Genomic DNA, 24257 nt, shown 5'->3' with positions numbered 1-24257 from the left:
CGCCCTCGCTCAGGCGCGGCTGCGCGCCGCGTCCCGCAGCCGGGTGACCACGCCCACCACGTCCTCGCCGGCCCGGTCGATGCCGGCCTCGTCGGTGAACCGCCCCACGGAAAACCGCAGCGCGCTCTGCGCCAGCCCATCGCTCAGCCCCATGGCTTTCAGCACATAGGACGGCTCCAGGGACGCGGAGGTGCAGGCGGAGCCGGTGGACACCGCCGCCCCGGTCAAAGCGGTAAGCAGCATTTCGCCGTCCACGCCCTCGAACGCCACATTGAGATGCCCCGCCAGACGCGGAGCCTCGCCGCCGTTCAGATGCACGCCGGGCAAGGCGCGCAGATGGTCCCAGAGCCGATCCCGCAGGGCGCCGATGCGCGCCTGTTCCGCGTCGCGGTCCGCCATCGCCAGCGCCAGGGCCTCGCCCAGGCCGACGATCTGGTGGGTGGGCAAGGTGCCGGAGCGCATATTGCGCTCGTGGCCGCCGCCATGAATCTGCGACGCCACGCGCACGTCCGGATGCCGGCGCACATAGAGCGCGCCCACCCCTTTCGGCCCGTAGATTTTATGGGCGCACAACGACACCAGATCCACCGGCAGCGCGCGCACGTCCAGCGGCAGCTTGCCGGCGCTCTGCGCCGCGTCGGTATGGAAGAGCGCGCCGTGCTCACGGCACAGCGCGCCGATGGCGGCGATGTCGTTGATCACCCCGGTCTCGTTGTTGGCGTGCATGATCGACACCAGCACGGTGTCGTCGCGCAGCGCCGCGCCCACGTGCGCCGGGTCGATGCGCCCGTCGGCGCCGGGCGTCAGCCAGGTGACCGTGGCCAGCCCCTTGCGCTCCAGCCAGGCGCAGGGGTCCAGCACCGCCTTGTGCTCGGTGAGGGAGGTAATGATATGGCCGCCGCCTTTTTGCTCCAGCACGCCCTTGATGGCCAGGTTATTGGCCTCGGTGGCGCCGCTGGTCCAGACGATTTCGCGGGCGTCCGCGTTGAGGGCATCGGCCACCTGGCGGCGGGCATTTTCCACCGCCTCCTCCGCCAGCCAGCCGTACAGGTGGCTGCGGGAGGCCGGGTTGCCGAAATTGGCGTCCGGCCCCAGACAGGCCGTCATCGCCGCCACCACCCGGGGGTCCACCGGGGTGGTGGCGGCGTAATCCAGATAAACCGCTTGCGACATGATGGAAAGACTTCGTTCCGGGTTAGCGTTCGTCGGGCTAGAGCGTGCTCACCGGGACCCGGTTCTGGTGGGCATCCTGCCGCTGGGCCACCGAACGCACTTCATGACGCGCCACCAGTTCACCCAGGGTGATGCCGGCCAGAAAATCCTGGATCTGGTCGGAGAGGTCGCACCACAGGTGATGGGTCAGGCAGATGTTGCCCTCCTGGCAGTCGCCCTGGCCGCCACAACGGGTGGCGTCCACGGATTCATCCACCGCGGCGATCACCGCCGCCACGTCGATCTCCTCGCTGTCCCGGCTGAGGCGGTAGCCGCCCCCGGGGCCGCGCACGCTGGTCACCAGCTGGCGGCGGCGCAGCTTGGCGAACAGCTGCTCCAGGTAGGAAATGGAAATACCCTGGCGTTCGGAAATATCCGCCAGGGAGACGGGCCCGGCTTCCGCGTGCAGAGCCAGATCCAGCATCGCGGTCACCGCATAGCGGCCTTTGGTGGTCAGACGCATACCCACACCTTCGGTACGTGATTAACGCGATAGACTAGTGAAAACCGACTAAATCGGTCAAGTATTAACGACACAATAATTGATAATCATTATCAAGTAAAACACGAATGTACAAGAAATGGACGCCCGAAGCCCACCGGGGGTTCCCCGCCTTGACAGGCGCGGGACGCTCGCGGACAATTCGCGGCCTCTGTGGCAAGGTAGCTCAGCTGGTTAGAGCACAGCACTCATAATGCTGGGGTCGGCGGTTCAAGTCCGCCCCTTGCTACCACTCTTCCGAGAAGCCGCCCAATGGGCGGCTTTTCTGTTTCTGCACTGCCTTCGCATTTAATCTGGCCGACCCCGCTTTTTATGTGCTGAGGCCGGCGCAGGAGGGCCTGCCCGTTCAAGTCCGCCCCTTGCTACCACTCTTCAGGAAGGCCGCCCAACCGGGCGGCCTTTTTTGTTTGCGACGGTCCTTCAGGGTACCGTGCCGGAGGGCGGCGAATGCTCGCCGAGGACCTGGCCGTTGACGGTTTTGCCGTATTGGCCCTGGTGCTGGTGGAAGCGCTCCGCAGTGTCCTGGACCGAGCCGGTGAACCGCGGATCCTGGGGGCGTTCGTGGCTGTTGATGAACAGCGCCACGTCCCAGGCCTGCTGGTCGGTCAGGTCCGGCTTGCCCAGCGGCATGGCCGCTTTGATAAAGGCCGCCGCCGTGTTGATGCGGTGCATGCCGGCGCCCCAGTTGTAGGAGCGCGGGCCCCACAACGGCGGGAAGCCCGTTCCCCCGCCGGTGGCTTTCCGGCCCTGGCCGTCCTCGCCGTGGCAGAGGGCACAGTTCTCCTGGAAGACGGTTTCGCCGCGCGCGAAGGAGGGCGGCTCCGGCGGGTCGCCCACGTCCGGGTAGCCGCGCACGTCCGGCGCTTCGCCGGTGGGCATGCCCTTGGCCAGCCAGAACGAGTAGGCCTGCAGCGCCTGAATCACCTGGCCGTCCCGGGGCGGCGCCTTGCCGTTCATGCTGTAGGTGAAGCAGCCCTGCAAGCGCTCGGCGAAATCGTTGACGTGCTGGTTCTTGCTACGGTACGCGGGGTACATGGGCCAGGCGCTGCGCAGCGACGCGGTCTTGTCGTAGCGGCCGGCGTCGAAATGGCAGTTCTGACAGCTCAGGTCGTTGCCCACCCAGTCGCCGGCGAAGCGCCCGGTGTCGGCGAAGATGCGCTCGCCCTGGCGCACCAGTTCGCCGAACTCGTTGTCGGGGATGGCGCTGCGCGGCGGCGGCTCGCTGGCCGGGGCCGGCGCGGCGGCCTGCCCGGATTCCGGCGAAGACGGCGAGGACGAGGGGCCGGGCGCCGAGGGTTTTACCGGCACGGCGGAGGCCTCGTCCCGGGCAGTAACCGACTGGCCGGCGTAACGCTCCACGTAATCCTCGGGCCCACCAGTGAGCCCCATGGCGAGCAGCCAGGCTGCCATGGCCAGCACGGCGCAGCCCGCCACCACGGTCAGCACGGATCGGTTCATCGCGGGTCTCTTTATTCCGGGCTTAGTCATCACCGGCCTCCCCCGCCGCCGGCAGCGCGGCGAAGTACGCCGCCACCGCCTTCAGGTCGTCCTCGTCCAGCCGTTCGGCGATGTGCCCCATCAGCCCCTGGGGCCCCGCCGGCCGGTTGCCGGCGCGCCAGGCTTTCAATTGGTCTTCCAGATAGGCCGCCGGCTGCCCGGCCAGAGGCGGAAAGTCCTCGCCGATGCCTTGCCCGCCCGGGCCATGACATTGCACGCAGGCGGGCAGATCCTGCTGCCAGCGGCCGTGCAGCGCCAGCGTGCGGCCGGGTCCGTCGGGCGGCGCGCCGGCGGCGGCATCGGCGGGCACCGGGCTCAGGCCGCTGAAGTAAACGGCCACGGCCTGCCGTTGCGATTCGGACAGGCCGGAGGCGATGGGCTTCATGATGGCGTTGGCCCGCTCACCGCTGGCGAAGGCATCCAGCTGGCGCCGGATATAGGCTTCGCCCAACCCGACCAGATGCGGGTAGGCGCCGGAGCCCTGCCCCTCCGGCCCGTGGCAGGCCACGCAACTGCCGGCGGCGGCCGGCGCGCCGCCGGGGCTTTGTTGAGCAAAGGCGGTGGGGAACAGCAGACACAGTCCCAGGATCACGAGCCAACGCGCCATACCGGGCTCCTCTTCATTCATGCCAGGCCTTTTGTGATAACAAAAAGCCTAGCACCGCCAGTACCCACACGACCAGTGCGGATACTGACCCGAGGCTAGAGCAGCACCAGATGGTTGGGCAGTTCGTTCTTCTGTTCCGTGGCCGGGATCTTGAGGATCAGCTCATCGCCGCAGGAGGCGATGCATTCCAGGAAGCCGTTCAGCACCTCGCCCTGCTTCACATGGGCGGTGAAGGTGTCGACGATGGATTGCCAGCGTTCGTCCGGGACCTTCTCGGCGATGCCCCGGTCGGCCAGGATTTCCACGTAATGCTCGGCCTCGCTGACAAAGATCAGCAGGCCGGTGCCACCCTTGGTGTGGTGCAGGCCCTGATCGAGGAAGGTACGGCGGGCCAGGTTGGCGGCGCGCCATTGCTTCACCCGGCGCGGCACCAGGGCCATCATCAGCGGCGGCCAGCGGAACAACAGCCCCAGCAGCACCAGCACGGTCCACTGGGCCAGCAGGGTTTCCAGGGCGCTCAGCCAGATCGGCAGGAACGCCAGCGCCAGGGGCACCAGCAGCGACAACAGCGCCGCCCACAACAGTGGAATGTAGCGGTAGTCGTCGGACTGGCGGGCCAGCACCGTGACCAGTTCCGCGTCGGTGTCTTTTTCGATGGCCGCGATCGCCCGGGCCACCCGTTTCTGTTCCTCTTCGTTCAATAACATCTACCAGCCTCCCGAGGCACCGCCGCCGCCGAAACCACCGCCGCCGCCACCGAAGCCGCCGCCGCCAAAACCTCCGCCTCCGCCGCCGCCGAAGCCCCCGCCCATGGGCAGGAACACGGCGCCGCCGCCGCGACCGCCACGGCCACCGCCGCCCAGGGCGCCGAGCCCCAGGAAAATGGTGATGAACACCAGCACCATCAAATAGATCAGCACCGTGCCCAGTTGCCCGCCGCCCTTCTTGGCCGGCTCCGCCTGGTACTCGCCGGCGATGGCGGCGCGGATCGCGTCCACGCCGGCATTGATGCCGCCGGCGAAGTCGCCAGTGCGGAAGGCCGGGCGGATTTCCCGCTGGATGATCACCGAGGAGAGCGCGTCGGTGAGCGCGCCCTCCAGGCCGTAGCCCACCTCGATGCGAATGCGGCGCTCGTTGGGGGCGACGATCAGCAGCACGCCGTTGTCCTTGCCCTCCTGGCCGATGCCCCATTCGCGGCCCAGCTGGTAGCCGTACTCCTCGATGGTCAGGCCCTGCAGGTCGGGCAGCGTCACCACCACCACCTGGTTGGAGGTTTGCTGCTCCTCGGCGGCCAGCTTTTCGGTGAGCGCCTGTTCCTGGGCGGTTGTCAGCAGGTTGGCGTTGTCCACCACCCGGCCGGTGAGGGCGGGAAAGTCCGGCGCCGCCCAGGCCGCCGCGGTCAGCAGCAGCCCGAGCAGCACGGCCAGCCCGTGTCGCGTCAGCGTCATGGTTTACTCACGATCCGGTTCATTCAAAGTTGACGGAGGGCGCCTGCTCGGCGTTCTCCGTGGTGGCTTCGAAGTTCTCGCGCGGCTCCAGCTCGCTGTACAGCAGGCTGTGCCAGATGCGGCCGGGGAAGGTCCGGATCTCGGTGTTGTATTGCCGCACCGCCTCGATGTAGTCCCGGCGCGCCACCGCGATGCGGTTCTCGGTGCCTTCCAACTGCGACTGCAGCGCCAGGAAGTTCTGGTTGGACTTCAGCTCCGGGTAGCGTTCCACCACCACCATCAGTCGCTGCAGGGCCGACCCCAGCTGATTCTGGGCCTGCTCGAACTGCTTGAACTTCTGCGGGTCGTTGAGGATGTCCTCGCCGGCCTGGATCGAGCCCACCTTGGCGCGCGCCTCGGTGACTTCCACCAGCACCTCCCGCTCCTGGGCGGCGAAGCCCTTCACCGTGTTGACCAGGTTGGGCACCAGGTCGGCGCGGCGCTGGTATTGGTTTTCCACCTGGGACCAGGCCGCCTTGACCTGCTCGTCGTAGGTGGGGATGTTGTTGATGCCACAGCCGGCCAGAGTCATGGCCAGCCAGGCCAGCACGAAGGCGCGCCAAAGGTTCATGCAAGAATCTCCTGTTCAGAAGTGTCGGCAGTCAAGCAACTCCCGGCGCCGTTGGCAACCGTGACGGCGCGGATCAAGCGTTCCTTGCGCGCCCGGGTGAGCCCCTTGAGGCGCGCTTCCAGGCGGCCGGCGCGGGCCCGGTCGGGCACTTCCACGCACAGCACCAGGGCCACCGGGCGCCGCACCCGGGTGTAACGGGCGCCCCGCGGGCCGCCGTTGTGCTCCTTCCAGCGGCGCAGCACATCGGTGGTGACGCCGGTGTACAGCGAGCCGTCGGCGCAGCGCAGCATGTAAACCCACCAGCCCGTGCCCTGTTTCACGGTTTTACATCTCCTTGCGATCAAGTTGCTATCATCGTGCGGTAAACAATAGCCTGAAACAGGGAGTTTCGCATGATCACCTATTTGTATTGGTTGGTACTGGCGCTGGTCATCTTCGCGGCGCTGTTCGGGATCGGCGTGCGCATGGGCAAATGGAAGCCGGCGCTGATCATCGCCGTGATCATCTGGCTGGCCGGCACCCTGCTCTACTACTTCTGGCTGGAACAGATTTTCGTCAAGCGTCTGGGCGGGACCATGAACCTGGAAGTGCCCCAGGGCCAGCAGCACATCGCCGCCACCTGGAAAGGCGACAACCTGTGGATCGAGAACTACGACCCGGAAACCAACCGCTGCGTCTTCCGCGAATACTCCCGCGGCAACCTGCTGGAAGGCCAGGTGGTGATCAAGAACTGCAACCCGCTGCGCGCCGGCAACGGCGGCACCAGCGGCACCGCCATTCCCGACGGCCCGCGCACGCCGCTGTAAGGCGGCCGCCGGCCGAGCTCGAGAGTCTTGGCGCCGCCTTGACCGGCGGCGCCGGATAGTAGTGTCTGATCAATACAGATATCGGATACCGAGGAACCTCCGATGATCCATCTACGCTGGTGCTTTGCCTTCGTATTGCTGCTGAGTGTGTTCAGCCTGGCGCTGACCACCAAGGCCCGGGCCGACGAGTGCGCGGCCCGTTTCGACCATGAGGTGCGCAAGCTGCACAGTCAGGACGACCTGGACCTGTGCGCGGCCACCGCCGGCAAGGTGGTGCTGGTGGTCAACACCGCCAGCCAGTGCGGCTTCACGCCCCAGTTCGAGGGTCTGGAGGCGCTGTACAAGAAGTACCGGGACCAGGGCCTGGTGGTACTGGGCTTCCCCTCCGACGATTTCCGCCAGGAGCTGGACGATGAGGGGCAGACCGCCAAGGTCTGCTACATCAACTACGGCGTCACCTTCCCGATGATGGCCACCTCGCCGGTGCGCGGCAACGCCGCCAACCCGGTGTTTCGCAGCCTCAACCAGGACGCCGGCGAACCGCGCTGGAACTTCAACAAATATCTGGTGGATCGCGACGGCACCGTGATCAAACACTACCCGTCCTCGGCCAGGCCCCTGGACGGCGAACTGGAAGAGGCCGTGCGCGCCGCGCTCTGACCGGCCCGGCTGGCCCCCCGGGCACGGCCTTGCTATGGTTGAAGGCTCGCCACCGCCATCCACAGTCCCATGAAAGTGCGCAACAGCAAGGAACAACAACGCCAGCGCCTGCGCCGGGACATGGAGCGGTTCCTTTCCCGGGGCGGGCGTATCGAGGAAGTGCCCAGCGGCACCACCGGCGATGCCCCGGACCAGCCCCGCGAGCGGCGTTCCTTTCCGTTTACCCAGGGCCCGCCGGCCACCCGCACCGACCTGTCCCAGGTGGCGGCCACCATCGATGCCCGCAAAAAAGCCCGCCGCACCCGCCGCCCGGCCTCCGCCCGACGCGGCCCGCGCCGCAAACTGGTCTATGATGATTTCGGTGAGCCGCTGCGCTGGGTCTGGGAAGACTAGACACCGGTCCGGCTCTCCGCCGTTCGTTCCCGTCCATTGATTCCGTTTTCCGTGAAGGAGCCCACCATGAAACGCCTTACCGTCTTCCTCTGTTTGCTGCTGTGCGCCGGTGGCGCCACCGCCGAGGTGATCGAGCAGGACATCAAGCTGCCCGGCGGCGCCGGCGACGGCGTGCTGTTCATGGACGACGACCTGGACCGCATGACCGCCGGCGTGATCGTGGTGCACGAATGGTGGGGGCTCAACGACTACGCCCGTAACCGGGCGCGTCTGCTGGCCAAGGAGGGCTACGTGGCCCTGGCGGTGAACCTCTACGAGCAGGGCCAGGTGGCCAGCCATCCCAAGGACGCCAAGGCGTTCATGGCCCAGGCCCAGGCCAATCCGGAACGCACCACCGCCCGCATCAACGCCGCCAAGACGCTGCTCCGCCAGCAGCAGTACGTGGACGACGACCGGGTGTTCGCGGTGGGCTACTGCTTCGGCGGCGGCGTGGTGCTGGAGCAGGCCCGCCAGGGTAACGACCTGGCCGGCGTGGCCAGCTTCCACGGCCCGCTGGGCACCGAGCAGCCGCTGCAAAGCGGCACCTTCGACGGCAAGGTGCTGGTGGCCACCGGCCAGGCGGACCCGATGGTACCCGCCGAGCAGGTCAGCGCCCTGGTCCGGGAGATGACCGCCGCCGGCGTCGAGTTCCAGCTGCTGAGCTTCCCCGGCGCCCAGCATGGTTTCACCAACCCCCGCGCCGACCAGCTCGGCAAGCGCTTCGAAATGCCGCTGGCCTACGACGGCCACGCCGACGACATCAGCTGGGGCGCGCTCAAGGACTTTATCGACACGCCCTGACCTCGCCCGCCGTGCCCCACTCCGGGGCACGGCGCACCATCGCGGCCCACCCGAAGCCCCATTAACGCTCACGCCCTGGCCCGCCCCGCCCGCCTTCCCCCTTTTGAATCAGCCACTTGCCCGGACTGGCATCGGACTTGCGTGGACCCACGCAGGAATCGAATGGCGTCTGTGGCCATCACGACTCGCACAATCCGGAAAAATGGATCGCTAGGGTTCCGGTGGGCCTCGCCCACGACTGGTCCGAGAGCGATCGACCTTCTTGCAAGGTTACACGGCGGGACAAAAGCCCGGGAGGAGACACCATGACGACAGTGTCATTGGATTCCTCACCGTCATAGCCTGAAGGAGGTCGACATGACCCGTATTCTGACTGCTTGCCTTTCCGCGGCCGCGCTGCTGGCTCTCTCCACCCTGCCCAAACCTGCCCTGGCCGCCGGCCAACGGGATGACTTCAAAGTCTGCTGGTCCATCTACGTGGGCTGGATTCCCTGGCAGTACGGCGCCGCCCAGGGCATCGTCGACAAATGGGCCGACAAGTACGGCATCAACATCGACGTGGTGCAGATCAACGACTACATCGAGTCCATCAACCAGTACACCGCCGGCCAGTACGACGGCTGCACCATGACCAACATGGACGCGCTGACCATTCCCGCCGCCGGCGGCGTGGACACCACCGCCCTGATCGTCGGCGACTTTTCCGACGGCAACGACGGCATCGTCCTCAAGGACAAAACCCGGCTCGCCGACATCAAAGGGCAGAACGTCAATCTGGTGGAGCTGTCCGTTTCCCACTATCTGCTGGCCCGGGCCCTGGAAACCGTGGGCATGAGCGAGCGCGACGTGACCGTGGTGAACACCTCCGACGCGGATCTGGTGGCGGCCTATCAAACCGACGATGTCACCTCGGTGGTCACCTGGAACCCGTTGCTCAGCGCCATCACCGAACAGCCCGGCGCCCATCAGGTGTTCGACTCCTCACAAATTCCCGGCGAGATCATCGACCTGATGGTGGTCAATACCGACACCCTCAAGGCCAACCCGAAACTGGGCAAGGCCCTGGCCGGCGCCTGGTACGAGATCATGGCGGACATGCGCGATGACGGAGAAACCGGTAAGCAGGCCCGTGCCGCCATGGGCGAGATCGCCGGCACCGACCGGGCCGGATTCGAGGCCCAGCTCAAGGCCACCCGCGTGTTCTACGACGCCAGCGAGGCGGTGAACTTCGTCAACAGTCCGGACGTGAAAACCACCATGCAGCGGGTGGCGGAGTTCTCCTTCAAGCACGGTCTGCTGGGCGAAGGCGCCCCGGACGCCGGCTTCGTGGGCGTGGAAACCCCCTCCGGCGTGTTCGGCAGCGACGGCAACGTGAAACTGCGCTTCGACCCGACCTACATGAAGATGGCCGCCGACGGCGAGCTTTGATCCACGACGCCGGCCGGGAGCCGTCATGAAGAAGCTGATCAACCGTCAAGCCGGGCCGGTGGGCCGCTGGGCCCTGGGGCTGCTGCCGTTCGTGATCCTGGTGGTGCTCTATCTGGTGGCCTCCGACGCGCGCCTGGCGGCCAACCCCAACGACAAGCTGCTGCCGGATCTGGCCAGCTTCGTGGACGCCATCCAGCGCATGGCCTTCGAGCCCAGCAAACGCACCGGCGAGTACCTGCTGTGGCAGGACACCCTGGCCAGCCTCACCCGGCTGGCCCTGGGGGTGGCCATCAGCGCCGCCATCGGGCTGGTGGTGGGCATCGCCACCGGCGCCCTGCCGCTGGTGCGCGCCGGCATCGCGCCGCTGGTCACCGGCCTGTCGCTGGTGCCGCCCCTGGCGGTGCTGCCGATCCTGTTCATCGTGTTCGGCCTGGGCGAGCTGGCCAAGGTGGTGCTGATCGTGATCGGCATTACGCCGTTCCTGATCCGCGATCTGCAGCAGCGCGCCGAGGAAATTCCCGCCGAGCAGGTGATCAAGATGCAGACCCTGGGCGCCAACACCTGGCAGATCATTCTTCGGCTGGTGTGGCCCCAGGTGATGCCGCGCCTGATCAGCGCGGTGCGGCTGTCGCTGGGGTCCGCCTGGCTGTTCCTGATCGCCGCCGAGGCCATCGCCGCCACCGACGGGCTCGGCTATCGCATCTTCCTGGTGCGGCGCTATCTGGCCATGGACGTGATTCTGCCCTACGTGGCCTGGATCACCTTCCTGGCGTTCGCCATCGATTTCGCGCTGGCCCGCTATTCCCGCTGGCGCTACCCCTGGTTCCACCAGGCCCGTTAAGGAGGGAACCGTGGCCATCATCGAACTGAACAATCTGTGGAAGGAGTACGGCGACCAGGTGGTACTGGAACGCCTCAACGCCCGCGTGGAAGAAGGCGAGTTCATCACCGTGGTGGGGGCCTCCGGCTGCGGCAAGACCACCCTGCTGAAAATGCTGCTGGGCACCGAACGGCCCAGCCGGGGTCAGTTGCTGCTGGACGGCACGCCGATTCCCGACGAGCCGGACGAAACCCGCGGCATCGTGTTCCAGCGCTACTCGGTGCTGCCGCACCTCACCGCCCTGCAGAACGCCAGCCTGTGCGGCGAGCTGGACGCCAACCGCTGGCTGGGGCGCGCCTTTGGCGCCACCCGCAAGGCGATCCGCGCCCGCGCCGTGGAAATGCTGGAGGCGGTGGGCCTGGGCGCCGCCCTGGACAAGTACCCCCACGAGCTGTCCGGCGGCATGCAACAACGCCTGGCCCTGGCCCAGGCGCTGATCAAGAAACCCCGCATTCTGCTGCTGGACGAACCGTTCGGCGCCCTGGACCCGGGCATCCGCCGGGACATGCACCAGCTGGTGCTGGACCTGTGGCGCGAACAGGGGCTCACCGTGTTCATGATCACCCACGATCTGGCGGAGGGCTTCTATCTGGGCACCCGCCTGTGGGTGCTCGACAAGGTGCGCCGGGACGCCCAGTCGCCGGAAAGCTACGGCGCCCGCCTCACCTACGACCTGCCCGTGGGCGACAGCAAGAAGGGCACCCTGCAAGCCATCGCCCGCAACGTGCACGACACCTCCCGTTTGCTACAAGGAGCCACGCCATGACCGAACCGCTGTATGAATACACCATGCCCGGCGGCGCCCATTGGTCGTTCCGGATGCGTCGCGGCACCGCCCTGCGCCTCACCGACCTGGACGGCGGCGCCAACGTGGGCCTGCTGTTCTACAACCCGGAAGAAAAACGCGAACGCTACAACGCGCCGGACACCCTCAAGGGCCAGCACACCTTCAAACTGACCCGGGGCAACTGCCTGTACTCCGACATGGGCCGGGTGTTCGCCTCCATCGTCGAGGACGACTTCGGCTGGCACGACACCGTGTGCGGCAATCTGCACCCGGACGCGCTCAAGGCGAAGTACGGCGAGCACGGCTACCAGGAACACCGCAACGGCTGGTACCTGAGCGGCCACGACAGCTTTCTGGTGGAGATGGCCAAGTACGGCCTCACCGAGCGCGACCTGGCCGCCAACCTGAATGTGTTCAGCAAGGTGGTCAGCGGCGACGACGGCGCCCTGCGCTTCGACCCCACGGCGGCCAAGGCCGGCGCCCGGGTCACCCTGCGTTTCGAAATGGACACCCTGGTGCTGCTGCACACCTGCCCGCACCCGCTCAACCCGGCGCCGGCCTACCCGAAGAAAAAAGTCCGGGTGGAGATGCTCAAGGCGGAGCCGGTCACCGAGGACGATTACTGCCTCAACTTCCGCCCGGAGAACGCCCGCGCCTTCGAGAACAACCGCCTGTATTACCTGGGCGCCTGAGAGGAGGAGAACGACGATGATCAAGGAAAGTCCGTTTAAACCCGACGACGCCGCCTTCCGCCAGGTGGTGCCCGCCGGGGACTACTTCCTGAAAGTGGTGCGCGCCGGCGAGACCTTCCGCATTCTCGACCTGGAAGGCAACCAGGCCGCCGACACCCTGTTCTACAACGCCGACGACACCGCCGAGCGCTACAGCGCGCAGGACACGGTGCGTGAGCAGGGCAACGTGTATCTCACCGCCGGCTCCGTGCTGCGCTCCAACCGTAACCGGCCGATGCTGGAAATCACCGCCGACACCTGCGGCCGTCACGACACCCTGGGCGGCGCCTGCGCCACCGAGAGCAACACGGTGCGCTACGACCTGAAAAAGCGCTGCATGCACGCCTGCCGGGACAGCTGGATGCTGGCCATCAACGAACACGAAGAGTACGGCCTGGACAAGCGCGATATCGCCCACAACATCAATTTCTTCATGAACGTGCCGGTCACCGCCGAGGGCGGCCTGACCTTCGCGGACGGCATCTCCGCGCCGGGCAAGTACGTGGAAATGAAGGCCTTGATGAACACCCTGGTGCTGATTTCCAACTGCCCGCAGCTCAACAACCCCTGCAACGGCTACGACCCGACGCCCATCGAAGTGCTGATCTGGCACTGACCGGCGCCCGCGCGCCGCGCCGGGGACGACCCCGGTGATCCGTGACCACGGCGGGACGGCCCGCCCAGCCAGCGAGCGACCCCATGTTCAAGAAGGTACTGATCGCCAACCGTGGCGCCATCGCCACCCGAATCCTGCGCACCCTGCGTGCCCTGGGCGTCACCGGCGTGGCCGTGTACGCCGAAGCCGACGCGGACTCCCGCCATGTGGCCGAGGCCGATCTGGCCCTGAGCCTGGGTGAGGGCAACGCCGCGCAAACCTATCTGAATCAGGACAAGCTGTTCGCGTTGATGGCCGAACACGGCATCGACGCGGTGCACCCCGGCTATGGCTTTCTCAGCGAGAACCCGGGCTTCGTGGAGCGCTGCGAGGCCAACGGCATCGCCTTTATCGGGCCGACCCCGGAACAGATGCGCGACTTCGGCCTCAAGCACACCGCCCGCGCGCTGGCCGAGGCCAACGCCGTGCCCCTGCTGCCCGGCACCGGCCTGCTGGACGATCTGGACGCGGCCCGCCGGGCCGCCGCCGGGATCGGCTACCCGTTGATGCTGAAAAGCACCGCCGGCGGCGGCGGCATCGGCATGCAGATCTGCCGCGACGACGACGAACTGACGAAAGCCTGGGACACGGTGCGCCGGCTCAGCGCCAACAATTTCTCCAACGACGGCGTGTTCCTGGAGAAATACATCGAGCGGGCCCGGCACATCGAGGTGCAAATATTCGGCGACGGCCGGGGCACCGCCGTGGCCCTGGGCGAGCGCGACTGCTCCGCGCAACGCCGACACCAGAAGGTGCTGGAGGAAACCCCGGCGCCGCATCTGCCGGACGCCGTGCGCGCCACCCTGCACGACACCGCCCGCCGGCTGATGGCGGCGGTCAGCTACCGCAACGCGGGCACCGTGGAATTCATCGTCGACCAGGACAGCAACGATTTTTATTTTCTGGAAGTGAACACCCGGCTGCAGGTGGAGCACGGCGTCACCGAGGCGGTCTACGGGGTGGATCTGGTGGACTGGATGGTGCGCCTGGCCGCCGGCGAGCTGGACGACCTGACGGCGATGGCGGCGCCGCTGCGGCCCCGTGGCCACGCCATCCAGGCGCGCCTGTACGCGGAGGATCCGAACAAGGATTTCCAGCCCTGCGCCGGCCTGCTCACCGCCGTGGCCTTTCCCGACACCGCCCCGCGAACGGAAGGGCTGCGCATCGACCATTGGATCGAACCGGGCCTGACCGTGTCGCCGTTTTTCGACCCCATGCTGGCCAAGGTGATTGTTCACCGGGCGGACCGCGCCGCCGCGCTGGCGGCCCTGGAAGACGCCCTGGAGCACACTCTGATCGAGGGCATCGAGACCAACCGTCAGTACCTGGGCGCGGTGCTGGCCGACCCGGTGTTCCGGAACGGCGAGATGACCACCCGCTATCTCAACCAGTTCCACTATGTGCCCGACACCCTGGACGTGCTGGCCGGCGGCACCCTGACCACGGTGCAGGATTACCCTGGCCGCCAGGGTTACTGGCCGGTGGGGGTGCCGCCGTCCGGGCCCTTCGACGCCCTCAGCTTCCGGCTCGGCAACCGGCTGCTGGGCAACCAGGAAACCGCCGCCGGCCTGGAGTTCACCCTCAACGGCCCCACCCTGCGTTTTAATCGCGCCACCCGCGTCGCCCTCACCGGCGCCGATATGAACGCCACCCTGGACGGCGAGCCGGTGGACGCCTACCAGGCCATCGCGGTCGGCGCCGGCCAGACCCTCAAGCTCGGCAAGGTAAGCGGCCACGGCGCCCGCGCCTACCTGACGGTGGCCGGCGGCCTGCGGTGCCAGCCCTATCTGGGCTCGCGCAGCACCTTCACCCTGGGGCAGTTCGGCGGCCACGGTGGTCGCGCGCTGCGCACCGGCGACGTGCTGCATCTGGGCGAGCCCACCGATGGCGCGACGTCACCGGCGGTGCCGGAGGCGCTGAAGCCCGCCCTCGGCGACCGCTGGGAACTGCGGGTGATCTACGGCCCCCACGGCGCGCCGGACTTCTTCACCGACCAGGACATCGAGACCTTCTTCAGCGCCGACTGGCAGGTGCACTACAACTCCAGCCGCACCGGCGTGCGTCTGGTGGGCCCGAAGCCCCAGTGGGCACGCCGGGACGGCGGCGAGGCGGGCATGCACCCCTCCAATATTCACGACAACGCCTATGCCATCGGCAGCGTGGATTTCACCGGCGACATGCCGGTGATCCTGGGCCCGGACGGCCCCTCCCTGGGCGGCTTCGTCTGCCCGGCCACGGTGATCCGGGCGGACCGCTGGAAGCTGGGCCAGTTGAAGGCCGGCGACACCCTGCGCTTCGTGCCGGTAAGCCTGGACGACGCGGACGCCCTGGCCGCCGAACAGGACCGCTGCCTCGACACCTTGAGCGCCCCGGCCCGCACCGTGACACCGGCGGCGGTGACCACGCCGGTGCTGGGCCGGCTGGAGGAACAGGCGGAGAGCCCGGCGGTGGTTTACCGGGCCGCCGGCGACCGCTATGTGCTGGTGGAATACGGCCCGCTGGAGCTGGACCTGCGGCTGCGTTTCCGCGCCCACGCCCTGATGCTGTGGCTGCAGGAGAAGAACCTGGACGGCGTGCTGGAACTGACCCCGGGCATCCGCTCCCTGCAGGTGCATTTCGACCCCGCGGTGCTGCCCCGGGCGGAGCTGCTGGCTCTGCTCAAGGACGCCGAGCGGACCCTGGACAAACAGGACGATCTGGAAGTGCCCTCGCGCATTGTCCATCTGCCGCTGAGCTGGGACGACGAGGCCTGCCGGCTGGCCATCGAGAAATACACGCAGTCGGTGCGCAAGGACGCCCCCTGGTGCCCGAGCAATATCGAGTTCATCCGCCGCATCAACGGCCTGAGCAGCGTCGACGAGGTGAAACGGATTCTGTTCGAGGCCAGTTACGTGGTGATGGGCCTGGGCGACGTCTATCTGGGCGCGCCGGTGGCCACCCCCTACGACCCGCGCCACCGGCTGGTGACCACCAAGTACAACCCGGCGCGCACCTGGACCGCGGAAAACTCGGTGGGTATCGGCGGCTCCTATCTGTGCGTGTACGGCATGGAAGGCCCCGGCGGCTACCAGTTCGTGGGGCGCACCTTCCAAATGTGGAACCGCTTTCACCGCACCGAGGCGTTCAGCCAGCCCTGGCTGCTGCGCTTCTTCGACCAGATCCGCTTCTATGAAGTCTCCGCCGAGGAGCTACAGCAAATCCGCCGGGATTTCCCCAAGGGCCGCTACCCGTTCAAGGTGGAGGACACCACCTTCAACCTGGGCGAATACCAGCGTTTTCTGGAACACAACGCAGGGTCCATCCGCGACTTCACCGAGGCCCGCAACCGGGCCTTCGACGAGGAACTGCAACGCTGGGAAGAGAGCGGCCAGCTGCATTTCGAATCCCAGCAGGACCTGAACGCCGGCGCCGCCGACGGCCTGCCCGACGGCACCCCGGTGGAAGCGCCCACGGCCGGCAATATCTGGAAGCTGCTGGTGAAGGAAGGCGACACGGTCAGCGAAGGCCAGCCCGTGGCGATCCTGGAAGCCATGAAAATGGAGATCGAGGTGGCCGCCCCGGAAGCCGGCAAGGTGGTCCACGTGGCCCGCCAGGAGGGCCAGCAGATCAACGCCGGCCAGGCGGTGATGGTGATCGGCGCCCCATAGGCGCGGTATAGGCGCGGTCGTCCGACCGCGATCCGGCCCGGATCAGAGCACCAACAACCCGGGCGCGCCGAAACCGAAGCCGGCGAAGCCCCGTGTCAGACCCGGCGACACGGGCCCGGTGGCCCAGGCCGGGTCATCGGCCTGGGCGTCGGCGGGCGGCAGGGGATCGAGTACCTGCGCCACCCGGCGGGCGATGGCGGCGCCGGAGTCCACCCATTGCACCGGGCGCGGGGCGCGCTCGGCGAGCACGCCCTCAAGCAGGGGAAAATGGGTGCAGCCCAGCACCACCGTATCCAGGGCCGGGTTCGCCCAGAGCGGCGCGAGGCCCCGGTCCAGCGCCGCCGGATCCACCGGCTCGCCGGCGATCAGGCGTTCCGCCTGGGCCACCAGGGTGTCGGCGGCCACCCGCACCACCGTGCGGCCGGCGGCGAAGTCGGCGATCAGGCGGTCGGTGTAGGGCCGGCACACGGTGGCCGAGGTGGCCAGCAGGCCGATCACGCCGCTGTGGCTGAGGGCGGCGGCGGGCTTGATCGCCGGCACCGTGCCCACCACCGGGATCGCCAGACGGTCACGCAACGCCTCCAGGGCCAGGGTGCTGGCGGTGTTGCAGGCCACCACCAGGGCGCGGGCGCCGCTGGCCGCCACCGCCGCCGCGCACACCGCCACGATGCGCGCCACCAACCAGTCGTCCGCCTTGGTGCCGTAGGGCAGCGCCGCGTTGTCGCACACATAGGCCAGCGGCACGCCGGGCAGCTGTGCGCGCAGGGCGCGCACCACGGACAAGCCGCCGACGCCGGAATCGAAGATCAGCACGGGATCGGTGGTAATGGACGGCTCGGACGCTGGGGTGGGCAAGGGCATGGTTTCCGGACGGTGTTCCAGGGACCCGGCCACTCGGATCGGCGGCGCTTCACTGACGGGTTCTGGCCGCTAAGAGTACCGCCCCCGGGGCCCGGGGACAAAGGCCCGCTCAGTCCGCCGGGGCGCCGTGCCAGATGCGCACCCGTTCCGCCACGGTGTCGGCCTGGCGCGCCCAGCGGAAGTGGTCCGCCTTGTCGCCGAGCTGGCTGGCGTTCACGGTTTCCTCGATCAGACGGGCGGCGCGGAATTTGTCGGTGACCGCGTGCACCGAATCCGCCGGCGCGAAGGCGTCGTCCGCCAGGCGGATCGCCAGCACCGGGCCCGGGTAGGCGGCCACGGCGGCGTCCAGGTCCTGGTCCAGCCCCCGGGCCCGGTAGCGGTTGGTGAGCGCCAGCCCGCGCCAGTCGGCCATCAGGGTACGCGCCTCCCGGCCGCCGAAGCCGATGCGGTCGCCGGGGTAATAACCCAGCACCAGATTGCAGACCGGTATCAGCCGGGTCAGCAGCCGTATCTTCTTGCGCATGGGCCCGGCGAAGGCGTTCAGCCAGGGGCTGCCGGTGGCCACCAGCACCAGGCCATCCACCCGCGCCGGCAGGCGCCCGGCGGTAAGGGCGGCGAAGTGGCCGCCCAGGCTGTGGCCCAGCAAATACAGCGGCGCTTCCGGGTGATGGTCGCGCAGCCAGTCCAGCACCGCCGGCAAATCCCGGTCGAGCACCTCGGCGAACCCCCAGTCGCTGTTCCGGGACGGGCGCAGGGCGCTGTCGCCCTGGCCGCGCTGCTCCATCAGCGCCACGCTGAAGCCGCGCGCCGCCAGCGCCGCCGCCAACTTGTCGTAGAAGCGCACGGACACGCCCAGGGCCGGCAGCACCAGCAGGATCGGTGCGCCGGCGGCGGCCGGGTACCAGCTCAGGGGCACCCGGTAGCCGGCGCCGTTGTCGACGCTGAACGGCTCGCCGTTCATTCGGCGGGGTCCGTGGCGCGACGGGGCCGGCGCACCAGCTCCCCGGCGCAGTTGGGGCAGGTGGCGCTGAAGGCGGTGCAGCAGTCCACGCAGAAGCTGCACTCGTAGGAACAGATGTAGGCCTCGCCGTCCTCGGCCAGGGTCTGCTGGCAGTGTTCGCAGTGGCCTTTCATTTCCAGCATGTCAGTGCGCCTCCACCTTCCGTTTACCACAACGTTCGCATTGATAGCGGGTCACCAGCTTACCGCGCTGGCTGTCGAAGCGGGTGTTCTTGACCACCTTCCACTTGTGGAAGCCGTGCTGGCACAGTCCCTTTTTGGGCTTTTTACGGGCCGGCTTTTTGAACGGAACGATCTCGCCCATCGTATCACCTTGATTGACTTACCCGCCCCAAGAATACCGCAACCGGCGGGGGCCGGTGTCAAAGGGTACTCAGCAACAGTGCCGCCAGCAGCAATTCCGTGGCCAGAAAGCCCGCCGGCCAGGCCGGCAAGCGCCGGTCCAGCAACAGGCCGGCCAGCCGCCCGCCGGCCATGCCCAGCAGGGCCACCGCCACCGTCACCACGATGCCGGCCCGCCAGGCGGGCAGGGCCGGCGCCGCCAGCAACAGGCCGCCCACCGCCAGGCCGAAACCGCCGTACACCGCCCGCACCTCGCTGCGGGCCGCCCACGGCAGGCGCGGCACATCCACCAGGGCCAGCACCCGGTCGGGGGCCGCGATGGCCACCGCCCCCATGGCCAGGAAGGCCAGCGCCACCGGCATCAGCGCGCTCATCGCCGGGCGTCCAGGGCCACCGTGGCGGCGCCCAGGCCCCGCCATTGGCACCCGACCAGAAAGGCGGTGATCAGGGCCAGGTCCGCCAGCAGCAGCTGGCCCCACAGCGACAACCGGGGCGCGGCCACCAGCATCACCACCGGCAGCGCCAGCACCAGGCCGGCGTCCGCCAGGGTCAGCAGGCGCGCCAGGCCGGGGCGGTCGCCGTGGCGGCGGGCGGCCCAGGCCAGATCCACGGCGAACAGCAGGCAGACTACCCCGGCGCCGGTCATCAGCAGCGGCGGCACGGCGCCGGGGTAGGCGCTGAACAGGCCCGCCAGGGGCCCGGCGGCGGCGATCAGGACGACACCCAGCAGGGCGGTGCCGACGGCGTTGAACCAAAGCGCGTGCTTCAGGGATTGCCAGGGCATGGTCTTTCTCCTCGTCGTTTCTGGTAGAGTCAGCATCGTCACGCCGGGGAAGTGAAACAATTACCTGGTGGGTAATGGCCGGGCACGCACCTCAAAAGCCGGCTCTTCAAAGGGAGCGGAGATGGAACCGGGCGAATTGCTTTCCGACTGGCGCAAGACGCGCCGCCTCAGCCAGCTCGAGCTGGCCGGCCGGGCGGCGGTGTCGAGCCGCCATCTGAGTTTCGTGGAAACCGGCCGCGCCCGGCCCAGCGCCGGCCTGCTGCGGCGGCTGGCGGCGGCCCTGGACCTCAACTGCCGCGACACCAATCAGCTGCTGGTGGCCGCCGGCCACGCGCCGGTGTACGGCGAGACGCGCCTGGACGAGCCGGCCATGGCGCCGGTGCGCGAGGCCCTGGAGGTGATGCTCGACAACCATCTGCCCTACCCGGCCGGCGTGCTCGATGCCCACTGGAACCTGCTGCTGGCCAACCCCGCCCTGCAAGGGCTGATCCAGGCCATGGTCGCCGAAGGCGGCCCGCTGCCGGCCACCGGCAATCTGGTCGAGCTGGTCTTTCATCCGGAAGGCTTCAAACCTTTTATTCTCAACTGGGAACTGGTGGCCTCGGCGCTGCTGCGTCGTCTGCGCCGGGACCTGGACCTGCGCCCGGACCCGCAGCTGCAGCGCCTGTACCGGCGCCTGGAGGACCTGGCCGATGTGCCCGCCCTGCTGGGCGCCACGCCGGTCAGCGTGGAACCCATGCTGACCCTGCAGATGATGGTGGGCGGCCAGCGCCTGACCACCTTCTCCACCCTCGCCAGTTTCGGCACCGCCATGGATGTGATCATGGAGGAGCTGCGCATCGAGCATTATTTCCCCGCCGATGACGCCACCCGCGCCTTTTTCGAAGCGGCCGGCGGGCGCTTTCATCGCGCCGACGCGGCCGAACCCGTATAATCCCGCTCCCCAATTGATCGGCCACAGGATAGCCATGACCGAATTTACCCCCGGCCAGCGCTGGCTCAGCGAATCCGAGACCGAACTGGGGCTCGGACTGATCAAGGAGGTGGACTACCGTCTGGTGACGGTCAGTTACCCGGCCGTGGAAGAAGAACGCACCTACGCGAAGAACAACGCGCCGCTGTCGCGCATTACCTTCGACGTGGGCGACACCCTGACCACCGGCGACGGCCTGGACCTGGTGGTCAAGGACGTGGAGGACCACAACGGCCTGGTGGTCTATCACGCTTACCCCGCCGACGAGCCGGACAACGTGCAACCGGTGCCGGAGTCCCTGCTGGGCCACCGGCTGCGCCTGAGCGGCGCCCTGGACCGGCTGCTCACCAATCAGCTGTCGTCGAACCGCTGGTTCGAGCTGCGGGTGGCCGCGCTGCAGGCCCGCGCCCGCCGCGAGGGCTCACCGATCCAGGGCCTGCGCGGCCCGCGCATCGACCTGATCGGCCACCAGCTGCACATCGCCGATCAGGTGGCGCGACGCTATGCGCCCCGGGTGCTGCTGGCCGACGAAGTGGGCCTGGGCAAGACCATCGAAGCGGGTCTGATCCTGCACCAGCAGCTGGAAACCGGCCGCGCCCGCCGCGCCCTGATCGTGGTGCCCGACGCCCTGGTGCACCAGTGGTTCGTGGAAATGGCGCGCCGCTTCAATCTGCGCTTTTCCATCTTCGACGAGGAGCGCCTCAACGCCCTGTCCCGTCCCAGCGTGGACGAGGTCAAGGAAATGCTGGCGGACCTGTTCGCCGAAGCGGAGGGCGAAGGCGACGCGCCGGAGATGGACGACAACCCCTTCCTTTCCGAGCAGCTGGTGCTGTGCAGCACCGCCTTCCTGGAAGGCTGCGACATCGACAGCCTGGCGGCGGCGGATTGGGATCTGGTGATCGTCGACGAGGCCCACCATCTGCGCTGGTCGCCGGACGCGCCCTCCGAGGCCTATCGGCGAGTGGAGCAACTGGCCGGCGCCAGCCGCGGCCTGCTGCTGCTCACCGCCACCCCGGAACAGCTCGGCCTGGAAAGCCACTTCGCCCGCCTGCGCTTGCTGGACCCGGACCGTTATCCGGACCTGGACACCTTCGTGGCCGAACAGGCGCACTACCGGGAGGTGGCGGAACTGGTCGGCGAGCTGCACGACCAGGACAGCTGGCCGGCGGACCTGAAACGGCGCGCCGCCGCGCTGCTGCCCGACGAGACCGTGGACGAAGCCCACCGCGAGGCGGTGCTGGCCGAGCTGCTGGACCGCTTCGGCCCGGGCCGGGTGATGTTCCGCAACACCCGCCACAACGTGGCCGGCTTTCCGGCCCGCCAGGTGCACGGCGAACCGCTGGCGCTGCCGGACAACTACCGGGTGGACGCGGACGAGGAACTGGCCCTGCGCCTGTACCCGGAAGCCGGCTTCGGCGACGACCGCTGGTGCGGCGAGGACCCGCGCGTCACTTGGCTGGAGCGTTTTCTCAAGGAGCACCGGGGCGACAAGGTGCTGGTGATCTGCGCCCGCCGCGACACCGCCATCGACCTGCACGCCCATTGCGGCTACAAGCTGGGCATGAACCTGGCGGTGTTCCATGAAGGCATGGACCTGATCGAGCGCGACCGGGCCGCCGCCTATTTCGCCGACCACGAGGACGGCGCCCAGGCGCTGATCTGTTCGGAGATCGGCTCCGAGGGCCGCAACTTCCAGTTCGCCCACCATCTGGTGCTGATGGACCTGCCCCTGGACCCGGACCTGCTGGAGCAGCGCATCGGCCGCCTGGACCGCATCGGCCAGAGCGAGGACGTACAAATCCATGTGCCCTACTTCCAGGGCCACGCCCAGGAGGTGCTGTTCCACTGGTACCACCAGGGCATGAACGCCTTCGAGCACACCAATCCCGCCGGCCACGAAATCCGCCAGCGCACCGGCCAGGCCCTGGAGGCCGCGCTCACCAAGCCGGACGACGGCGCCCTGCTGGACGAACTGGTCAGCCTTACCCGCCGCGAGGCCGGCGCCCTGCGCGAGCGCCTGGAACAGGGCCGCGACCGGCTGCTGGAGTTGGCCTCCTTCGACCCTGCCCGGGCGGAGACCCTCAAGGAACAACTGGCCGCCGCCGACGCCGACAGCCCCTGGCCGTTCATGACCCGGGTGTTCGACCACTACGGCGTGGACCAGGAAGAGCACTCCGACGACGCCTGGATTCTCAAGCCCGGCCCGCACCTGCGCGAGCCGTTCCCGCACCTGCCCGAGGAAGGCGTCACCGTCACCGACCGGCGCGGCACCGCCATCGCCCGGGACGACATGCAGTTCCTCACCTGGGAGCATCCGCTGGTGGGCGGCGCCCTGGATCTGATTCTCGACGAGCACCGCGGCAAGGCCTCGGTGAGCCTGCTCAAGAATCCCAAGATCAAGGCCGGCACCCTGCTGGTGGAGGCGGTCTATACGGTGGAGCCGGTAGCGCCCCGGCACCTGCAGGCGGACCGCTTTCTGCCGGTGACCACGGTGCGCCGGCTGCTGGACGCCAACGGCCGCGACCTGTCCTCGGCGATCACCCACGATGCCCTTTGCCGGCAGTGCCACAAGCTGGAGAAGCCGCTGGCGCGCAAGATCGTGGCCAGCCAGAAAGGGCTGCTGGAGCAGCTGCTCAAGGACGACGAGCAGAACGCCGCCAGCCAGGCCCGGGCGGTGATCGACCAGGCCCTGACCGCCATGCGCGACAGCCAGGACCAGGCGCTGCGCCGGCTGCGCGCCCTGCGTGACAAGAATCCGCTGGTCCGGGAGGAGGAAATCACTTACCTGGAACAGCAGACCGAAGCCCTGGAAGAGCGCATCGGCGATGCCCGCTTCCGCCTGGAGGCGGTGCGCGTCATCGTCGCTGGCAACTGAAGGAGAACAGCATGGATTACCTGCCCTGCGTCGAAATCGAGCCGTCACAGCCCGCCGATTCCAGCGTGATCTGGCTGCACGGCCTGGGCGCCAGCGGCCACGACTTCGAGCCGGTGGTGCCGGAGCTGGGTCGCAAGCGCACCCGCTTCGTGTTTCCCCATGCGCCGCAAATCCCGGTGACCGTGAACGGCGGCATGGTGATGCCGGCCTGGTACGACATCGCCGGCCTGGGCGGCACCAGCCCGGTGGACGAGGACGGCATCCGCCGTTCCGCCGCCCAGGTGGATGCCCTGATCGAGCGGGAAATCGAGCGCGGCGTGCCCGCCGACCGCATCGTGGTGGCCGGTTTTTCCCAGGGCGGCGCGGTGGCCTATGAAGCGGCCCTGCGGCACCCGCAAAAGCTGGCCGGGCTGATGGCGCTGTCCACCTATTTCGCCACCGCCGACAGCGTGGCGTTCAGCGAGGCCAACGCCGGCCTGCCGGTGTTCATCGCCCACGGCACCTTCGACCCGATGGTGCCGGAACAGGGCGGCCGCCGGGCGGCGGACGCCCTGAGCGCCAAGGGCTACCCCACCGAGTACAAGACCTACCCGATGGAGCACGCGGTGTGCCTGGAAGAGATCCAGGACATCGCCGCGTTTCTGGCGCGGGTCTTCGATTAACGGCTATCGCGGCTAAAGCCGCTCCTACAAGGGGCTC

Annotated in this window: 27 protein-coding genes, 1 tRNA gene and 1 riboswitch; of the genes, 14 read left to right on the top strand and 14 right to left on the bottom strand. The window is 68.2% G+C overall.

Features of this window, described 5'->3' with window-relative positions; translation table 11 throughout:
- Positions 1-9: 9 nt before the first annotated feature.
- Together IM760_RS03475 and iscR are read right to left on the bottom strand one after the other, a co-directional pair.
- Positions 10-1173, bottom strand: a complete 1164-nt coding sequence (locus IM760_RS03475; protein WP_204427140.1) for an aminotransferase class V-fold PLP-dependent enzyme — start codon at positions 1171-1173, stop codon at positions 10-12.
- A gap of 37 nt (positions 1174-1210) precedes the next feature.
- Entirely contained in the window at positions 1211-1675 is a 465-nt protein-coding gene (gene iscR, locus IM760_RS03470; protein WP_204427139.1) for a Fe-S cluster assembly transcriptional regulator IscR, read from the bottom strand.
- 194 nt (positions 1676-1869) lie between these two features.
- Here iscR and IM760_RS03465 point away from each other — a divergent pair.
- Positions 1870-1946, top strand: a tRNA-Met gene (locus IM760_RS03465).
- Positions 1947-2134: 188 nt separating this feature from the next.
- On the opposite strand, the gene IM760_RS03460 is transcribed toward IM760_RS03465, so the two are convergent.
- From IM760_RS03460 to IM760_RS03435, 6 genes are all read right to left on the bottom strand, one after another.
- Entirely contained in the window at positions 2135-3172 is a 1038-nt protein-coding gene (locus tag IM760_RS03460) for a c-type cytochrome (protein WP_204427138.1), read from the bottom strand.
- A gap of 22 nt (positions 3173-3194) precedes the next feature.
- Positions 3195-3818: a c-type cytochrome gene (locus tag IM760_RS03455; RefSeq protein ID WP_204427137.1), complete on the bottom strand. Its 624-nt coding sequence runs from the start codon at positions 3816-3818 to the stop codon at positions 3195-3197.
- A gap of 95 nt (positions 3819-3913) precedes the next feature.
- Positions 3914-4525: a TPM domain-containing protein gene (locus IM760_RS03450; RefSeq protein ID WP_204427136.1), complete on the bottom strand. Its 612-nt coding sequence runs from the start codon at positions 4523-4525 to the stop codon at positions 3914-3916.
- The gene (locus IM760_RS03445; RefSeq protein WP_204427135.1) at positions 4526-5266 is read right to left on the bottom strand and encodes a TPM domain-containing protein; all 741 of its coding nucleotides are present in this window, start codon (positions 5264-5266) and stop codon (positions 4526-4528) included.
- A gap of 19 nt (positions 5267-5285) precedes the next feature.
- A complete protein-coding gene (locus IM760_RS03440; protein ID WP_204427134.1) occupies positions 5286-5876 on the bottom strand; it encodes a LemA family protein in 591 nt (196 codons plus the stop codon).
- Positions 5873-6196: a GIY-YIG nuclease family protein gene (locus tag IM760_RS03435; RefSeq protein WP_338021362.1), complete on the bottom strand. Its 324-nt coding sequence runs from the start codon at positions 6194-6196 to the stop codon at positions 5873-5875. Before IM760_RS03435 ends, IM760_RS03440 begins: the two co-directional genes overlap by 4 nt.
- Before the next feature lie 72 nt (positions 6197-6268).
- Here IM760_RS03435 and IM760_RS03430 point away from each other — a divergent pair, with 72 nt between their 5' ends.
- From IM760_RS03430 to uca, 10 genes are all read left to right on the top strand, one after another.
- Positions 6269-6682, top strand: coding sequence for a hypothetical protein (locus IM760_RS03430; RefSeq protein ID WP_204427133.1), 414 nt, complete (start codon positions 6269-6271; stop codon positions 6680-6682).
- Between the two features lie 102 nt (positions 6683-6784).
- The gene (locus IM760_RS03425; protein ID WP_204427132.1) at positions 6785-7342 is read left to right on the top strand and encodes a glutathione peroxidase; all 558 of its coding nucleotides are present in this window, start codon (positions 6785-6787) and stop codon (positions 7340-7342) included.
- 69 nt (positions 7343-7411) lie between these two features.
- The gene (locus IM760_RS03420; RefSeq protein WP_204427131.1) at positions 7412-7735 is read left to right on the top strand and encodes a hypothetical protein; all 324 of its coding nucleotides are present in this window, start codon (positions 7412-7414) and stop codon (positions 7733-7735) included.
- A 66-nt stretch (positions 7736-7801) separates the two neighbouring features.
- The gene (locus IM760_RS03415; RefSeq protein ID WP_204427130.1) at positions 7802-8575 is read left to right on the top strand and encodes a dienelactone hydrolase family protein; all 774 of its coding nucleotides are present in this window, start codon (positions 7802-7804) and stop codon (positions 8573-8575) included.
- Positions 8576-8774: 199 nt separating this feature from the next.
- Positions 8775-8874: riboswitch (guanidine-I (ykkC/yxkD leader) on the top strand.
- Between the two features lie 58 nt (positions 8875-8932).
- On the top strand, positions 8933-10003 hold the full coding sequence (locus IM760_RS03410; protein ID WP_204427129.1) for a putative urea ABC transporter substrate-binding protein: 1071 nt from the start codon (positions 8933-8935) through the stop codon (positions 10001-10003).
- A gap of 25 nt (positions 10004-10028) precedes the next feature.
- Positions 10029-10844 carry an ABC transporter permease gene (locus IM760_RS03405; protein ID WP_204427128.1) on the top strand — a complete coding sequence of 272 codons (816 nt, stop codon included), beginning with the start codon at positions 10029-10031 and terminating at the stop codon, positions 10842-10844.
- 10 nt (positions 10845-10854) lie between these two features.
- The gene (locus IM760_RS03400) at positions 10855-11649 is read left to right on the top strand and encodes an ABC transporter ATP-binding protein (RefSeq protein WP_204427127.1); all 795 of its coding nucleotides are present in this window, start codon (positions 10855-10857) and stop codon (positions 11647-11649) included.
- Positions 11646-12362 (top strand): urea amidolyase associated protein UAAP1, encoded by a 717-nt coding sequence (locus IM760_RS03395; RefSeq protein WP_204427126.1) that lies wholly within the window; start codon positions 11646-11648, stop codon positions 12360-12362. The genes IM760_RS03400 and IM760_RS03395 overlap by 4 nt, the downstream gene beginning before the upstream one ends.
- A gap of 16 nt (positions 12363-12378) precedes the next feature.
- Entirely contained in the window at positions 12379-13017 is a 639-nt protein-coding gene (locus IM760_RS03390; RefSeq protein WP_204427125.1) for an urea amidolyase associated protein UAAP2, read from the top strand.
- Positions 13018-13100: 83 nt separating this feature from the next.
- The gene (gene uca / locus IM760_RS03385) at positions 13101-16703 is read left to right on the top strand and encodes an urea carboxylase (RefSeq protein WP_204427124.1); all 3603 of its coding nucleotides are present in this window, start codon (positions 13101-13103) and stop codon (positions 16701-16703) included.
- Positions 16704-16745: 42 nt separating this feature from the next.
- On the opposite strand, the gene murI is transcribed toward uca, so the two are convergent.
- The 6 genes from murI to IM760_RS03355 form a co-directional block, all read right to left on the bottom strand.
- On the bottom strand, positions 16746-17564 hold the full coding sequence (gene murI / locus IM760_RS03380; protein ID WP_204427123.1) for a glutamate racemase: 819 nt from the start codon (positions 17562-17564) through the stop codon (positions 16746-16748).
- Between the two features lie 109 nt (positions 17565-17673).
- The gene (locus IM760_RS03375) at positions 17674-18525 is read right to left on the bottom strand and encodes an alpha/beta hydrolase family protein (protein WP_204427122.1); all 852 of its coding nucleotides are present in this window, start codon (positions 18523-18525) and stop codon (positions 17674-17676) included.
- Positions 18522-18707 (bottom strand): DUF1272 domain-containing protein, encoded by a 186-nt coding sequence (locus IM760_RS03370; RefSeq protein WP_204427121.1) that lies wholly within the window; start codon positions 18705-18707, stop codon positions 18522-18524. The genes IM760_RS03375 and IM760_RS03370 overlap by 4 nt, the downstream gene beginning before the upstream one ends.
- A 1-nt stretch (position 18708) precedes the next feature.
- Positions 18709-18888 carry a hypothetical protein gene (locus IM760_RS03365; RefSeq protein WP_204427120.1) on the bottom strand — a complete coding sequence of 60 codons (180 nt, stop codon included), beginning with the start codon at positions 18886-18888 and terminating at the stop codon, positions 18709-18711.
- A 58-nt stretch (positions 18889-18946) separates the two neighbouring features.
- Positions 18947-19300, bottom strand: a complete 354-nt coding sequence (locus IM760_RS03360) for a DUF4345 family protein (RefSeq protein WP_204427119.1) — start codon at positions 19298-19300, stop codon at positions 18947-18949.
- Complete coding sequence (locus IM760_RS03355) at positions 19297-19710, bottom strand: hypothetical protein (protein ID WP_204427118.1); 414 nt, start codon at positions 19708-19710, stop codon at positions 19297-19299. Before IM760_RS03355 ends, IM760_RS03360 begins: the two co-directional genes overlap by 4 nt.
- A gap of 121 nt (positions 19711-19831) precedes the next feature.
- Between IM760_RS03355 and IM760_RS03350 the strand changes: the two genes are divergently transcribed.
- From IM760_RS03350 to IM760_RS03340, 3 genes are read left to right on the top strand one after another with little or no spacing between them, the layout of a single operon-like run.
- On the top strand, positions 19832-20644 hold the full coding sequence (locus IM760_RS03350) for a helix-turn-helix domain-containing protein (protein ID WP_204427117.1): 813 nt from the start codon (positions 19832-19834) through the stop codon (positions 20642-20644).
- Positions 20645-20678: 34 nt separating this feature from the next.
- Complete coding sequence (rapA, locus tag IM760_RS03345) at positions 20679-23558, top strand: RNA polymerase-associated protein RapA (protein WP_204427116.1); 2880 nt, start codon at positions 20679-20681, stop codon at positions 23556-23558.
- Positions 23559-23569: 11 nt separating this feature from the next.
- A complete protein-coding gene (locus IM760_RS03340; RefSeq protein WP_204427115.1) occupies positions 23570-24220 on the top strand; it encodes an alpha/beta hydrolase in 651 nt (216 codons plus the stop codon).
- The last annotated feature ends 37 nt before the right edge of the window (positions 24221-24257 follow it).

The organism is Alloalcanivorax marinus (assembly GCF_016906305.1).
Taxonomy (GTDB): Bacteria; Pseudomonadota; Gammaproteobacteria; order Pseudomonadales; family Alcanivoracaceae; genus Alloalcanivorax; species Alloalcanivorax marinus.
This window is presented reverse-complemented; position numbering and strand designations above follow the sequence as displayed.